Genomic DNA, 13,932 nt, shown 5'->3' with positions numbered 1-13,932 from the left:
AATCAGCCCCTGTCGACCAGGGAGGTGAGATGATCACAAAACGCAATATTGCCAGGGGGATGATGGCGACAGGATCGCTGGTTTATCTGCTCGGTATCTGGCGGACCTGCCCGCTGTTCAGCGGCAAAGGGTATTTTCTCGGCGTGCTGGTGATGGGGATGTTTGCTGTTCTCGCCCATCAGCGCGCCAGTCAGTGGCAGGAACAGGACGACGGTTTTATTGCCTTATGCCGGCTGGTGCTGCTGCTATCGGTCGGCCTGCTGCTGGTCGGCGCCTGGTATGTACCGGCAGACTGGCATGAAAAAGCCGTCTATATCGCGGCATGGTTTGTCTGCTTATATGGCGCATCGGCAACCCCCGAACGGACCCGCATCGCCCGCGCGATGCAAAAAACGGAATAAGCGCCGCCCCGAGGCGCGTAAAAGGTAAAAAGTGATGGAAAACAAGCACGCGACGTATTCTCCTGCGTTTCATTTGATCTCCTGGATTGCCCTGATCGGCGGCATCGTCACCTATCTGGTGGGGCTGTGGAATGCCGATATGCAGTTGAATGAGAAAGGCTATTATTTTGCCGTCCTGGTACTGGGGCTGTTTGCCGCGGCATCTTATCAAAAGACGGTGCGCGATAAGTATGAAGCCATTCCGACCACCGCGCTGTACTACACCACCTGTCTGGTGGTCTTCGTTATCGCTGTAGGTCTGCTGGTTATCGGACTGTGGAATGCCACTCTGCTGCTCAGCGAGAAAGGGTTCTATGGGCTGGCGTATTTTTTGAGCCTGTTTGGCGCTGTTGCGGTACAGAAAAACGTGCGTGATGTCTGGGACCCGACGCGCTTACGGGAACCTCTCAGCGTGACGGAAGAGGGGCCTGAGACGTAAGTCGGGCCCCTCCGGGCGGCGGACCGTTAGCTGACCAGCCGGCGGCTATCAATCCGCTGCACCAGGCCTGACAGCAGCAGGCTGCCGAGCAGGGCGGCGCTAAATATCCACACAATATCCAGCAGCGGCCAGCGGGATAGCTCCAGATGGCTGGCGCGCAGCGCATGCACTATCAGGGCATGAAAGCCGTAGATCCCCAGCGAATGTCGCGCAATGCAGGCGATACCGGGCAGGGGACGCGCGTTAAGCCAGTTTTTGGCCAGCGTCAGCAGGGTGACCGCGCAAACAAACACCGCCGGTCCGCAGTAGAGATACCAGGTGTCGCCGAAGTCTCCGCGCCAGCGCAGCTCATGCAGCGTGCCGCGGGAAATGACCCACACGGCGGCGATGAACAGCGCGGCGCAGAGCGGTGTTAGCCATTTTTTATCGGTGTCCAGGGTGCCAATGGCTCTGCCCAGCACGCCGTAGAGCACGTAGTAGAAGGTGTCGCCGTTGATATAAAGGTTGACTGGCAGCCACTCAATCCCGGCGGCTTTAACGCTGACCATATTGGGGTTGGCCAGAATGCCGAGGATCGCCATCAGCGCCAGCAGCATTGTGCTACTGGTGGACTTAACCTGAATCAGCGGCGAGAGCAGGTAGATGACGGCGATAGCAAAGAAAAACCACAGGTGGTAGAAGACAGGCTTCTGCAGCAAATTCTTTAACGACAGCTCGACGTTGATATGGGTAAACAGCGTGATATACAGCAGAGATAGTGCGCTATAGAACGCAATGCACAGGCCAATCCGCCAGAAATGGCGCGGCTGGGCGCTGCGTTCCCCAAAAAAGAGGTAGCCCGAGATCATAAAAAACAGCGGCACGCTGACGCGGGAGGCGGAATTGAGCAGATTGGCGATATCCCATTGCAGCAGGGTAATCGCATGGGGGTGAGTGATATACCAGCTGGTGCTGTGGATCATCACCACCATCATGCAGGCGATGCCGCGCAGGTTGGTGATCCAGTGTATCTTTTCTTGCATCAGTCCCTCAATGTCTGCTGGAGAAATAACATATGACCTGCCCGGTTTCCCGGTGTCGCAATAGATTAGTCTGAGTTTTCGGTCACAGACTTGTCGCAGTTTCATGATATTCGCAAAATACCTGTAATACTGAATCTTTAAGATAACAACTTGCTAACAAGGCGGTGGAGGAGAACGTGGTGAAAGGTGTTGTTTCCGTCATGCTGGTGCTGCTCCTCGCGGGCTGCAGCGAGACCGTCTCCCCGCCGACGCAAAAAGCGCAGCGCGCTCGTATTACGCCGCAAACCACGCTCAATATGGCGCAGCTTTGCAAGGATCAGGCGGCTATCCGCTATAACACGCAAACGCAGCTCGTTGACGTGAACCACTTTGAACAATTCCAGGCGAGCTATGAGCTTTCTGGCCGTACCGGCAAGAATGAGCGTTTCATCTGTTCCTTTGACCCGGACGGCCAGTTTATGCATCTTTCGATGCGCTGAATCGACCCCGCCTGGCGTAAATTTCGTCCGTTTTCCTGAAACAACGCCGTTTCGTACTGTATATCTCGCAGCCAGCGGGTATACTGACTCCTTCCTTTAAATCCACACGTATCCAGCACGAAATCATATGCAAAAGTTTGATACCAGGACCTTCCAGGGCCTGATCCTGACCTTACAGGATTACTGGGCTCGTCAGGGCTGCACCATTGTTCAACCACTGGACATGGAAGTCGGCGCCGGCACCTCTCACCCGATGACCTGCCTGCGCGCGTTAGGGCCGGAGCCAATGGCGACCGCCTACGTGCAGCCTTCCCGTCGTCCAACCGATGGCCGCTATGGCGAAAACCCGAACCGTTTACAGCACTACTATCAGTTCCAGGTGGTGATTAAACCCTCTCCGGACAACATCCAGGAGCTGTACCTCGGGTCGCTGAAAGAGCTGGGTATGGACCCGACTATCCACGACATTCGCTTTGTCGAAGACAACTGGGAAAACCCGACGCTGGGCGCCTGGGGTCTGGGCTGGGAAGTGTGGCTCAACGGCATGGAAGTGACGCAGTTCACCTACTTCCAGCAGGTCGGCGGCCTCGAGTGTAAGCCGGTGACCGGCGAGATCACCTACGGTCTGGAGCGTCTGGCGATGTACATCCAGGGTGTGGACAGCGTCTATGACCTGGTCTGGAGCGATGGCCCGCTGGGGAAAACCACCTACGGCGACGTGTTCCACCAGAACGAAGTGGAGCAGTCCACCTATAACTTCGAATATGCCGACGTCGACTTCCTGTTCACCTGCTTCGAACAGTATGAGAAAGAGGCCCAGCAGCTGCTGGCGCTGGAGACCCCGCTGCCGCTGCCGGCCTACGAGCGTATTCTGAAAGCGGCTCACAGCTTCAACCTGCTGGATGCGCGTAAAGCCATCTCCGTCACCGAGCGTCAGCGCTATATCCTGCGCATTCGCACCCTGACTAAAGCAGTGGCGGAAGCGTACTACGCTTCCCGTGAAGCGCTCGGCTTCCCGATGTGCAACAAGAATAAATAAGAGGCGGCCATGTCTGAGAATACTTTTCTGGTGGAAATCGGCACTGAAGAGCTGCCACCAAAAGCGCTGCGCAGCCTGGCGGAATCTTTTGCTGCGAATGTGACCGCGGAGCTGGATAACGCTGGCCTTGCGCACGGTAAAGTGGAATGGTTTGCCGCCCCGCGTCGTCTGGCGCTGAAGGTGGCCAACCTGGCGGCGGCGCAAGCCGATCGCGAAGTGGAAAAACGCGGCCCGGCTATTGCCCAGGCGTTCGATGCCGAAGGCAAGCCAAGCAAAGCGGCCGAAGGCTGGGCGCGCGGCTGCGGTATCACCGTCGATCAGGCCGAACGTCTGACCACGGACAAAGGCGAGTGGTTGCTGTATCGCGCCCATGTGAAGGGTGAAAGCACCGAAGCGCTGCTGCCGAACATGATTGCCAGCTCGCTGGCGAAGCTACCGATCCCGAAACTGATGCGCTGGGGCGCGTCTGACGTCCACTTCGTGCGTCCGGTACACACGGTGACTTTGCTGCTGGGTGACAAAGTGATCCCGGCCACTATCCTCGGTATTCCGTCCGATCGCGTGATTCGCGGCCATCGCTTTATGGGCGAGCCGGAGTTCACCATCGACCATGCCGACCAGTACCCGCAGATCCTGCTGGAGCGCGGTAAAGTCATTGCCGATTACGAACAGCGTAAAGCCAAAATCAAAGCTGATGCGCAAGAGGCGGCGCGTAAGATCGGCGGTCAAGCCGATCTGAGCGAAAGCCTGCTGGAAGAGGTCACCTCGCTGGTGGAATGGCCGGTGGTGCTGACGGCGAAGTTCGAAGAAAAATTCCTCGCGGTGCCGTCTGAAGCGCTGGTTTACACCATGAAGGGCGACCAGAAGTACTTCCCGGTCTACGACAACGCCGGCAAACTGCTGCCGAACTTTATCTTCGTGGCCAACATCGAGTCCAAAGATCCGCAGCAGATCATCTCCGGTAACGAGAAGGTGGTCCGTCCGCGTCTGGCCGATGCCGAGTTCTTCTTCAATACCGACCGTAAAAAACGTCTGGAAGATAACCTGCCGCGTCTGGAAACCGTGCTGTTCCAGCAGCAGCTGGGCACCCTGCGCGACAAGACCGATCGCATCCAGGCGCTGGCGGGCTGGATTGCCGAACAGATTGGCGCTGACGTGAACCACGCAACCCGCGCGGGCCTGCTGTCCAAGTGCGACCTGATGACCAACATGGTCTTCGAGTTCACCGACACCCAGGGCGTGATGGGGATGCACTACGCGCGCCATGACGGCGAAGCGGAAGACGTGGCCGTGGCGCTGAACGAGCAGTATCAGCCGCGATTTGCTGGCGACGCGCTGCCGTCTAATCCGGTGGCCTGCGCGGTAGCGATTGCCGATAAGATGGACACCCTGGCGGGTATCTTTGGTATCGGTCAGCATCCGAAAGGCGATAAAGACCCGTTTGCGCTGCGTCGCGCCGCGCTGGGCGTGCTGCGTATCATCGTTGAGAAGAACCTGGATCTCGATCTGCAGACGCTGACCGAAGAAGCGGTTCGTCTGTACGGTGAGAAGCTGACCAACGCCAACGTGGTTGATGATGTGATCGACTTTATGCTGGGCCGCTTCCGTGCCTGGTATCAGGACGAAGGCTACGGCGTCGACACGATCCAGGCGGTACTGGCGCGTCGTCCAACCCGCCCGGCGGATTTCGATGCGCGTATGAAGGCGGTATCGCACTTCCGTACTCTGGAAGAGTCCTCCGCGCTGGCGGCGGCAAACAAACGTGTCTCCAACATCCTCGCGAAATCCGATGAGACGCTGAACGACATCGTTCACGCTTCGGTGCTGAAAGAAGCGGCGGAAATTAAGCTGGCGGGTAATCTGGTGGTGCTGCGCGACAAGCTGCAGCCGTATTTCGCCGCAGGCCGTTATCAGGATGCGCTGATTGAGCTGGCCGCGCTGCGCGAGCCGGTGGATGAGTTCTTCGAGAACGTGATGGTTAACGCTGAAGACAAAGATGTTCGCATCAACCGTCTGACGCTGCTGTCCAAACTGCGTGAACTGTTCCTGCAGGTGGCGGATATTTCTCTGCTGCAGTAAGCGTATCGGTAATAATAAAGACCTGCCTCAGGGCAGGTTTTTTTATACGTGAAATATAAATAGGTGAACCGTTAATAATTCTGCCATTGATATCTTCATTATTTGCATTCATCGATGAGAAATGTTTTAGGAATATATAAACATAAATCCGAGAGGTATTTACGCTAGAATGGCGGCGGGTGCTTGAGACTGTGTGTCTCAGGTATTCAGCGGGAGACAGACAGAGAAAAGCCCCACCTGATAGTAATCAAAGTGAGGCTCCCCTATGCATGAACACCATAAGAGTAGCCTCTTACTTGTTGAAAATCAACACTGGAGGCGAGGAATGCCGCAAAAGTATCTGTTGTTTGGCTTAGTAGTGATTTGCTTCACTATTTTATTATTGACCTGGATGGTTCGTGATTCGCTATGTGAATTACAGCGCAGGCAGGGAAATATTGAGCTGGTGGCATTCTTAGCCTGTGATATTAAACAGTAAGAGCATCTGGTGGGGATCTATCCCCACCATGCTTGCGGTGTCAGGCATTCTCAATGCACCCTTTCATTGTTCACCAAATAAATCATTTGCCTCCTGATATCAGGAGGCCTTTTTATTTTACAAGATCGTTGAATAAAACAGGCTTGCAACGCATACCGGAGTGTGGCTATCCTATGTCCCGACGAATCCCTCGTCTCACCGGAGCGCGCCCCACAAATGAACAAACACGACTGATGAATTTCACGCCTTACCTCGCAGACGTTGCGGGTAGGGGAGTATTGATTTCATTCAGGAGTGCTTATGGCTCATTGCGCCCACATCCCCGCTTTTGTTTTACATCAGGTCACCTGTCAGTTTGCGACGGGACAGACCCTGTTTGGTCCGCTCAGCGTCTCGCTGGAACCGTCCCTTTGCGGCCTGGTCGGCCGGAACGGCGTCGGCAAGACTCGTCTGCTGCGTCTGCTGGCGGGCCTTGATTCTCCTGCCGGCGGCCATATTGAGCGCGCCGCCGCCGTTGCCTGGGTAGCGCAGCAGCCGACGCTCACGCCGGAGACCACCCTCGCTACGCTGCTGGGCTATGCGTCGGTTTTTGCCGCCTTGTCTCGCCTTGAACAGGGCCAAGGGCTGGCCGACGATTTCGATCTGTTAGATGGTCACTGGGATCTCACCGATCGCCTGAGTTTAGCGTTCCGTGAAGCCGATCTCCCGCCGTTCTCTGCCGATCGCCCCGCATTTTCACTCAGCGGCGGCGAGCGGATGAAGGCTCTGCTGTGCGGCGCCTTCGTCTCGGGCGCCGATTATCTGCTGCTGGATGAGCCTACCAACCATCTGGACCGCCAGGGGCGGGAGTGGCTCTATCACCAACTGGAAAGCTGGCAGGGCGGGGCTCTGATCGCCAGCCACGACCGCGAGCTGCTGACGCGGATGCCGAGGATTATTGAGCTGACGCCGACGGCGCTGCGCAGCTACGGCGGCAACTATGATGAATATCAGCGCCAGCGTATGGCGGAGCAGCAGGCCGCGCGCGCGGCGCTGGAGCATGCCGTGACCGACCGACGGCGCACCCGCGCGCGAATGCAAAAGGAGCATGACGCCGCCCAGCGGCGCTCGGCTCAGACGCTGCGTACCGTTGATACGCTAAATATCGCCTCCTTCGAACGCGTGAAGTACAAAGGCGCGGCAAAAGAGCGCCCGGGAGCGCTGCGCCGTCAGCATCGTGAACAGAACAGCAGTCTGAATGCCGCCGTGCAGCAGGCGCGGGAGCGGATAGAAGACGACAATCCGGTGATGTTCACCCTGCCGGGTAGCGAAGTGGCCGCCGGCAAGCAGGTTCTGGTGGTGGAAGCATTGCAGCTCGACCACGCGCCGGCTGCGCCGCTGAACTGGCGTATCGATGGCCCGATGCGCATCGCGCTAAAGGGGCCAAACGGCTGTGGCAAAACCACTTTGCTGAAAACGCTGTTGGGGCTGGAGCAGGCCGCGTCAGGCGATGTTCGGCTTTCGGTGAGCGCCGCTTACCTCGATCAACATCTGACGCAGCTGGATTTATCCCTGTCGGTAATGGCGCACCTGAGCCTGGAAGATACCCCGTTGGATGAGGGCCTCCTGCGCACCCGCCTGGCGCAGCTCCAGCTGGGCGCGGATAAGGTCACTCTGCCGCTGTCGGCGCTCAGCGGCGGCGAGCGCCTGAAAGCGGCGCTGGCGTGCGTGCTCTGGCGACGCGAGCCTGCCCAACTGCTTTTGTTGGATGAGCCGACCAACCATCTCGATTTAGCATCGACGCAGGCTATTGAAAGCGCGCTGGCGGCGTTTCCCGGCGCGATGCTGGTGGTGTCGCATGATGAGGCGTTTTTACAAGGTCTGAAGCTGACCCATAGTCTGGCGTGGCGGGAGACGGGCTGGCACTTTTCCCTGCTCTGAATGCCCGGTAGCCGCCATCTTATGCTGGCGGCTACTGGCGACAGATAAAAAAAATCCCCGCCATCAGGCAGGGATTCTCGATTCTTAGCGGCTTGAACTTACAGAGAAGTTACGTTGCCAGCTGCCGGGCCTTTAGCGCCGCTTTCGATGGTGAAGGATACTTTCTGACCTTCGTCCAGGGATTTGTAGCCATCGTTCTGGATAGCAGAGAAGTGTACGAACACGTCTTTAGAGCCATCGTCAGGAGTGATGAAGCCGAAGCCTTTGTCAGCGTTGAACCATTTTACGATACCAGTCATTTTACCGGACATAGTGAATTACCTTTAAAAAAATAAGTGAGCCTTGCGGCGTAGGGGTCTGGACTACAGATTTAAAGCGATAAAGGGAAAGTTCACTACGGGGGTATCTTTGGATAACCTTAGAAGGACTGCTCTATTCGACTGCTCTGTGGTCTGTACATCAAACCTGCGAGCATTAACGCACGTTCAGCACCTGATAGCAAACTTTTTTTTACGGTGCAGCGGCAAAAGCTCCCTTACTGGCCTTTGCCGCTGCGCGCGAGATTAATCGAGTAATTGTCGTGAAAGCTGTGGATTGGCCTGAATCAGGCGCATCAATTTCAGCTCGGTGGGAGACGGTCTGACCCGTCTCGACTCCCACTCTCTTACCATGGCGACGCTCACGCCCATGACGTTGGCAAAGTCGTCAATCTTAAGTCCAGTGCCTTTACGCAGCTGTTCAAATTCACTAAATACAGTGGACTTACGGTTTGAGGTAAGTTTCTGATTATCATCCTTAAAAACGATGTGTTCCAGGCTGCTCAGCAGTTCAAACACGGGATCTTTATATTCCATTGAGAACTCCTTTTATCACACAGCGGAAAAGATTTTTATATAGCTCATTAAGAATAGTCAGAAAATGGCGCAAGGGATGGTAACGTCGGTGATTATTTGCCAACAGGCTATCGAATCTGCCCCGACAGCCAAACGGCAGCGTAGCCTAAAAGAATGATTATTAACGCGATGAGGTGGCTTCGAAAATTTTTGTAAACGGATAAGAAAAAAGCGGCAAAGCCGGCGCGGGGCGCCGGCTTATAGGGTTAGGCTTTCTGCAGGCTTCTCGCCTCATCTGTCGTCGCCGGCACGGATTTACTGACCCGGTACTTGATCAGCAGCGCAAAGGCTGACAGGAACGCCGGGATGGCCAGCAGGGTGAAAATGGTCTCAAAGGAGAGCTGAGCCTGCATCAGGAAGGCGCCGCTGAACGCGCCGAGGATGCCGCCGAAGCGGCCGATACCCAGCATCCAGGCGACGCCGGTGGCGCGCCCCTGCGTCGGATAGAAGCCAGCCGCCAGCGCCGGCATCGACGACTGCGCGCCGTTCATAATGCTGCCGGCGATAAAGACCATCACTCCCATTAGCGCCAGGCTGCTGGTGGAGAACCCCACCAGGCAGACAAAAACGCCGGTCAGCAGCCAGCCGACGGCCACCACTTTATTGGGGTTGATCTTGTCCATCAGGGCGCCGAGGATCAGCACGCCAATCCCGCCGCCGAGCGGGAACAGGGCGGTGATAATTGAGGCCTGACTCATCGAGGCGCCGGTTTCACGGATGAGCAGCGGCAGCCAGCTGGTCAGCAGATAGAAAATCAGCAGACCCATAAAGTAGGTCAGGCACAGCATCACGGTACCCACCGCGTAGCGAGGAGAGAAAATGACGCCGATCGCGGATTTCTCTTTCACCTGGCCTGCTTCGCGTAGTACAAATTCCACTGCCTTCGGCAGCGGCGCGATATGGCGCAGGATAGCAGCAATGCGCTGCGCCGGGTGCTGCTTCACTACCAGATAGCGGACGGACTCTGGCAGCAGGAATATTAATGCCACCGCCAGCAGGAGGGGCATCACGCCGCCCAGCACCAGCACGCTCTGCCAGCCATAGTGCGGGATCATCCAGGCGGATAAAAAGCCGCCCAGCGAAGATCCCATCGGAAAGCCGACAAACATCAGGTTCACCAGCAGCGCCCGACGGCGCTCCGGCGCATATTCGCTCATTAGCGTCGCGGCATTCGGCATCGCCGCGCCAAGGCCCAGGCCGGTCAGGAAGCGCAGCAGCGTCAGCTGATTAAGGCTGGTGGCGAAGGCGGTGAGCAGGCTGAATCCGCCGAACACCACGATCGACATGATCAGCACTTTTTTGCGGCCGATGCGGTCAGCCAGCGGCCCTGCGGTTAAGGCGCCGACCGCCAGGCCCACCAGCGCGGCGCTCATCACCGGGCCGAGGGCCGATTTTTCCACGCCCCACTCTTGCACCAGGTCGGAGGCGATGAACCCGATAATTGCGGTATCGAACCCGTCCATCGCGACGGTGATAAAGCAGAGCGCAAGGATCATCCACTGGTAGCGGGTGAAGGGGTGCTCGTTGATAAAGGCCTGAATGTCGATGGTTGTCTTAGTCATACGGCTTTCCTGGCAGACTGGGCGAGGGACAGAGGTTTATTATTATCGTCGCCTTCGCGTCGTTGAGTTTGATTTGTGCGATAATCGAACATGTCGCCGTTAATCGCTCATTCATCAAATCATTGAAGTGCGAGGCAGGCAATCCAGACGCGTGCCAAAGCGTGCGATTATCGTCCGCTTTAAGGCGCAGTGCTGGGTTGTTGCTTTTTATTTATATAAATATCAATGGCTTATGAAGTTCTGGCCCACCTGATCTTAAGACCATATTTGTGATGCGCATAACAGACGTTCTACAGCGCGACGATGGCGTGCAAAATGGTGTTTTTCCCGCGTAAGATTAGCAGGAAAGGGTATCCTGCGAGGCCGAGCTGGACTATCCTTGTCAGCGTCTGGCACGTGTGTGCCGTTGTGCGCTTTTTTTGGCTGAAAGGAGTAAAAAAATGGCGACAGGAAAGTCCTGCTCTCGCTGGTTTGCGGCTATGGCGGCCTTATTGATGGTGGTTAGCCTGAGTGGGTGTTTTGATAAAGAGGGCGATCAGCGCAAAGCGTTTATCGACTTCCTGCAGAATACGGCGATGCGTAGCGGTGAACGTCTGCCGACGCTGACCGCCGATCAGAAAAAACAGTTTGGGCCTTTTGTCTCTGACTACGCGGTGATCTACGGTTACTCGCAGCAGGTGAGCCAGGCGATGGACGCTGGTCTGCGCCCGGTGGTGGACAGCGTCAATGCGATCCGCGTCCCGCAGGATTATATGACCCAGCGTGAGCCGCTGCGTCAGGCGAACGGCGCGCTGGGCGTGCTCAGCCAGCAGCTGCAGAATGCGAAAATGCAGGCCGATGCCGCGCATGGCGCGCTGAAGCAGGCTGACGATCTCAAGCCGGTCTTCGATCAGGTTTACGCCAAGGTGGTGACGGCGCCAGCCGACGCGCTGCAGCCGCTGATCCCGGCCGCGCAGATCTTTACCCAGCAGCTGGTTCAGGTTGGGGATTTTGTCGCTCAGCAGGGGACGCAGGTGAGCTTTGTCGCCAACGGCATTCAGTTCCCAACCTCCCAGCAGGCCAGCCAGTACAATGCGCTGATTGGGCCGCTGGCGGCGCAGCATCAGGCGTTTAATCAGGCATGGACGGCGGCGGTGAACGCCACCCGTTAATGCTTCATCTGGCTGACGTTGGCTGCGGCGAACGGGCAGGATGATGGACAGGATGCAAAAAGAACCCGGGGAGGGCGGCTGCCGCCGTTACCCGGGTTTTTTTATGGCTTATTTTACCTGCGGATTGACGCAGTTTTTCTCTACGTTGCCGTTCAGGGCGTCGATCAGGTTGTCCACCGCACAGGCCGCCATGTTGTAGCGCGTCTCATGGGTGGCGGAGCCGATATGCGGCAGCGCGACGACGTTCGGCAGGCTCAGCAGCGGTGAGTCCTTGGCCAGCGGTTCGTGTTCGAACACATCGAGACCGGCAGCGTGGATCTCACCGTTCTGCAGGGCGGCGATCAGCGCCTGCTCGTCCACTACCGGGCCACGCCCGGCGTTAATGAAGATGGCGGAAGATTTCATTTTGGCAAACTGCGCCTGACCGAACAGATGGTGAGTCTCTTCGCTCAGGGGCAGGATCAGGCAGACAAAGTCAGCCTCCTGCAGCAGGGTATCGAGATCGCAATAGCGGGCATTGAAGCGTTCTTCCGCCTGCGGATGCTGGCGACGCGCGTTATACAGGATCGGCATGCCGAACCCGAAGTGGGCGCGCTGCGCCAGCGCCATACCGATGCGGCCCATCCCGACGATGCCTAAGGTTTTATGGTGAACATCCGTGCCGAACCAGTCCGGACCAATGCTCTTCGTCCATTCACCCGCTTTGACGCGCTCCGCCACTTCCACCACCCGGCGCGCGGTACTCAGCACCAGCGCCATGACCGTATCGGCGACGGTCTCGGTCAGCACGGTCGGGGTATGCATCAGCAGCACCCGGCGGGCGTTCAGCGCCTCGACGTCGAAGTTGTCATAGCCAACGGAAACGGTGGAGGTCGCACGCAGCTTCGGCATCTTCTCCAGCAGCGCGGCGTCAACCTTTTCGCTGGAGCCCAGCAGGCCTTCAGCCTGGGCGAAGGCCTCAGCGTGCTGCGAAACGGTCTCCGGCCGCAGGTTTTTCACCTGAGTGACGGAAAAGTGCTCCTCCAGACGCTGTAGCAGGTCGTCGGGAAGCGTTTTATAGAGAATGACAGACGGCTTCATGCGAATCTCCGTAGTATGAGTCGTTCAGGCGTGATGAGCGCCAAGTGGAAGGTTTTGATTATTAGCAGGCTTAACAATCAAAGTCAGCCATACTGAGGCGAAAAGCGCTACCCCCATAAAAATATAGGACGCTGCGGGGCTGCCGGTGGCGCCGTTCAGGTAGCCGACAAACCACGAGCCGCAGAAGGAGCCCAGGGCGCCCATGCTGTTGATCAGCGCCATGGCGCCCCCGGCGACGTTGCGCGGCAGCATTTCCGGAATAATGGCGAAGAAGGGGCCGTAAGGCGCATACATTGCCGCCCCGGCTACCACCAGCAGGGTGTAGGAGACCCAGAAGTGGTTGGCGCCGACCGCCCAGGAACCGATGAAGGCCAGTCCGCCAATCAGCAGCAGCGGCCAGACGAACAGCTTACGGTTTTGCAGTTTATCCGAGGCCCAGGAGACGACGATCATGGCGATGGTGGCCGCCAGGTACGGGACAGAAGAGAGCCAGCCCACTTCCACCATCCCCATATTTTCACCGCCGCTGCGGATAATCGACGGCAGCCACAGTACAAAGCCGTATACGCCGATACTCCAGGCAAAATACTGCGCGCAGAGCAGGATCACGTTGCGGGAGCGGAAGGCTTCGCCATAGTTACGCACCGCTTTGATGCCTTGCTGTTCACGATCCAGTTGTTCCTGCAGCGCCGCTTTTTCACTCTCCGCCAGCCAGGACACCTGCGACGGCTTATCTTTCACCAGCACCCACCAGCAGAAGGCCCAGATCACCGCCGGCACCCCTTCGATGATGAACATTTCCCGCCAGCCGAAGGCCTGAATCAGGTAGCCGGAGACTACCGACATCCACAGGACCGTCACCGGGTTACCGAGGATCAGGAAGGTGTTGGCGCGAGAGCGCTCTGATTTGGTGAACCAGTTGCTGATATAGATAAGCATCGCCGGCATCACCGCGGCTTCGACGACGCCGAGGATAAAGCGGATCGCCGCCAGCGCCGGGATATTATGCACAATACCGGTCAGGGAGGCGCAACCGCCCCACAGGATCAGGCAGATAAAGATCAGTTTGCGAACGCTGCGGCGCTCCGCATAGATAGCGCCGGGGATCTGGAAGAAGAAGTAGCCGAGGAAGAACAGCGCCCCCAGCAGGGAGGAGATCCCCTTGGTGATGCCCAGGTCTTCGGTAATGCCTGCCGCGGAGGCGAAGCTGAAGTTGGCGCGGTCGAGGTACGCCAGGCTATACGTGATAAACACGATAGGCATGATGTACCACCAGCGTTTCGTTGCATTTGTTGAGCTATTCATAGGCTTGCCTCTGTCAATGAGGAGACATACGTCCGTCGAAACGGA

The 13,932-nt window shown here is 57.3% G+C and carries 14 protein-coding genes; 8 read left to right on the top strand and 6 right to left on the bottom strand.

Annotation, left to right across the window (positions count from 1 at the left end):
• Positions 1 to 29: 29 nt before the first annotated feature.
• A complete protein-coding gene (yiaB, locus tag HMPREF1024_RS11540; RefSeq protein WP_002922133.1) occupies positions 30 to 401 on the top strand; it encodes an inner membrane protein YiaB in 372 nt (123 codons plus the stop codon).
• A 31-nt stretch (positions 402 to 432) separates the two neighbouring features.
• Complete coding sequence (gene yiaA, locus HMPREF1024_RS11545) at positions 433 to 879, top strand: inner membrane protein YiaA (protein WP_004188180.1); 447 nt, start codon at positions 433 to 435, stop codon at positions 877 to 879.
• A gap of 26 nt (positions 880 to 905) precedes the next feature.
• On the opposite strand, the gene HMPREF1024_RS11550 is transcribed toward yiaA, so the two are convergent.
• Positions 906 to 1,901: an acyltransferase gene (locus HMPREF1024_RS11550; RefSeq protein ID WP_004145225.1), complete on the bottom strand. Its 996-nt coding sequence runs from the start codon at positions 1,899 to 1,901 to the stop codon at positions 906 to 908.
• A 179-nt stretch (positions 1,902 to 2,080) separates the two neighbouring features.
• Here HMPREF1024_RS11550 and HMPREF1024_RS11555 point away from each other — a divergent pair, with 179 nt between their 5' ends.
• From HMPREF1024_RS11555 to HMPREF1024_RS11570, 5 genes are all read left to right on the top strand, one after another.
• Positions 2,081 to 2,380, top strand: a complete 300-nt coding sequence (locus HMPREF1024_RS11555; RefSeq protein ID WP_002922129.1) for a YsaB family lipoprotein — start codon at positions 2,081 to 2,083, stop codon at positions 2,378 to 2,380.
• A 127-nt stretch (positions 2,381 to 2,507) separates the two neighbouring features.
• On the top strand, positions 2,508 to 3,419 hold the full coding sequence (gene glyQ, locus HMPREF1024_RS11560; RefSeq protein ID WP_002922128.1) for a glycine--tRNA ligase subunit alpha: 912 nt from the start codon (positions 2,508 to 2,510) through the stop codon (positions 3,417 to 3,419).
• Between the two features lie 9 nt (positions 3,420 to 3,428).
• Entirely contained in the window at positions 3,429 to 5,498 is a 2,070-nt protein-coding gene (gene glyS, locus HMPREF1024_RS11565; RefSeq protein ID WP_002922127.1) for a glycine--tRNA ligase subunit beta, read from the top strand.
• A 325-nt stretch (positions 5,499 to 5,823) separates the two neighbouring features.
• Complete coding sequence (hokA, locus tag HMPREF1024_RS0126645) at positions 5,824 to 5,976, top strand: type I toxin-antitoxin system toxin HokA (RefSeq protein ID WP_002922102.1); 153 nt, start codon at positions 5,824 to 5,826, stop codon at positions 5,974 to 5,976.
• Positions 5,977 to 6,276: 300 nt separating this feature from the next.
• Positions 6,277 to 7,896: an ATP-binding cassette domain-containing protein gene (locus HMPREF1024_RS11570; RefSeq protein ID WP_009308769.1), complete on the top strand. Its 1,620-nt coding sequence runs from the start codon at positions 6,277 to 6,279 to the stop codon at positions 7,894 to 7,896.
• A gap of 98 nt (positions 7,897 to 7,994) precedes the next feature.
• On the opposite strand, the gene cspA is transcribed toward HMPREF1024_RS11570, so the two are convergent.
• The 3 genes from cspA to HMPREF1024_RS11585 form a co-directional block, all read right to left on the bottom strand.
• A complete protein-coding gene (gene cspA / locus HMPREF1024_RS11575; RefSeq protein ID WP_000014594.1) occupies positions 7,995 to 8,207 on the bottom strand; it encodes an RNA chaperone/antiterminator CspA in 213 nt (70 codons plus the stop codon).
• A gap of 252 nt (positions 8,208 to 8,459) precedes the next feature.
• Entirely contained in the window at positions 8,460 to 8,750 is a 291-nt protein-coding gene (locus HMPREF1024_RS11580; protein WP_002921931.1) for an HTH-type transcriptional regulator, read from the bottom strand.
• Positions 8,751 to 8,995: 245 nt separating this feature from the next.
• On the bottom strand, positions 8,996 to 10,351 hold the full coding sequence (locus HMPREF1024_RS11585; RefSeq protein WP_004901270.1) for an aromatic acid/H+ symport family MFS transporter: 1,356 nt from the start codon (positions 10,349 to 10,351) through the stop codon (positions 8,996 to 8,998).
• A gap of 440 nt (positions 10,352 to 10,791) precedes the next feature.
• Here HMPREF1024_RS11585 and HMPREF1024_RS11590 point away from each other — a divergent pair, with 440 nt between their 5' ends.
• Complete coding sequence (locus HMPREF1024_RS11590; RefSeq protein ID WP_002921929.1) at positions 10,792 to 11,502, top strand: DUF3053 domain-containing protein; 711 nt, start codon at positions 10,792 to 10,794, stop codon at positions 11,500 to 11,502.
• 108 nt (positions 11,503 to 11,610) lie between these two features.
• Here the strand turns inward: HMPREF1024_RS11590 and ghrB are convergent, their stop codons facing one another.
• Both ghrB and HMPREF1024_RS11600 read right to left on the bottom strand, forming a co-directional pair.
• A complete protein-coding gene (gene ghrB / locus HMPREF1024_RS11595; RefSeq protein ID WP_004145219.1) occupies positions 11,611 to 12,582 on the bottom strand; it encodes a glyoxylate/hydroxypyruvate reductase GhrB in 972 nt (323 codons plus the stop codon).
• 24 nt (positions 12,583 to 12,606) lie between these two features.
• Positions 12,607 to 13,887, bottom strand: coding sequence for an MFS transporter (locus HMPREF1024_RS11600; RefSeq protein ID WP_002921927.1), 1,281 nt, complete (start codon positions 13,885 to 13,887; stop codon positions 12,607 to 12,609).
• Between the last annotated feature and the right edge of the window lie 45 nt (positions 13,888 to 13,932).

It is taken from the genome of Klebsiella sp. 4_1_44FAA (genome assembly GCF_000238715.1).
GTDB lineage: Bacteria > Pseudomonadota > Gammaproteobacteria > Enterobacterales > Enterobacteriaceae > Klebsiella > Klebsiella pneumoniae.
The sequence above is the reverse complement of the archived record's forward strand: the minus strand, read 5'-3'. Positions and strand labels throughout refer to the sequence as shown.

Bases quoted from the DNA above. Each gene is read 5' to 3' on its own strand.
- HMPREF1024_RS11550 (WP_004145225.1), bottom strand. From the start codon at position 1,901: ATGCAAGAAAAGATACACTGGATCACCAACCTGCGCGGCATCGCCTGC.
- HMPREF1024_RS11600 (WP_002921927.1), bottom strand. From the start codon at position 13,887: ATGAATAGCTCAACAAATGCAACGAAACGCTGGTGGTACATCATGCCT.
- HMPREF1024_RS11580 (WP_002921931.1), bottom strand. From the start codon at position 8,750: ATGGAATATAAAGATCCCGTGTTTGAACTGCTGAGCAGCCTGGAACAC.
- yiaB (WP_002922133.1), top strand. From the start codon at position 30: ATGATCACAAAACGCAATATTGCCAGGGGGATGATGGCGACAGGATCG.
- HMPREF1024_RS11590 (WP_002921929.1), top strand. From the start codon at position 10,792: ATGGCGACAGGAAAGTCCTGCTCTCGCTGGTTTGCGGCTATGGCGGCC.
- HMPREF1024_RS11570 (WP_009308769.1), top strand. From the start codon at position 6,277: ATGGCTCATTGCGCCCACATCCCCGCTTTTGTTTTACATCAGGTCACC.
- glyQ (WP_002922128.1), top strand. From the start codon at position 2,508: ATGCAAAAGTTTGATACCAGGACCTTCCAGGGCCTGATCCTGACCTTA.
- cspA (WP_000014594.1), bottom strand. From the start codon at position 8,207: ATGTCCGGTAAAATGACTGGTATCGTAAAATGGTTCAACGCTGACAAA.
- HMPREF1024_RS11585 (WP_004901270.1), bottom strand. From the start codon at position 10,351: ATGACTAAGACAACCATCGACATTCAGGCCTTTATCAACGAGCACCCC.
- hokA (WP_002922102.1), top strand. From the start codon at position 5,824: ATGCCGCAAAAGTATCTGTTGTTTGGCTTAGTAGTGATTTGCTTCACT.
- ghrB (WP_004145219.1), bottom strand. From the start codon at position 12,582: ATGAAGCCGTCTGTCATTCTCTATAAAACGCTTCCCGACGACCTGCTA.
- glyS (WP_002922127.1), top strand. From the start codon at position 3,429: ATGTCTGAGAATACTTTTCTGGTGGAAATCGGCACTGAAGAGCTGCCA.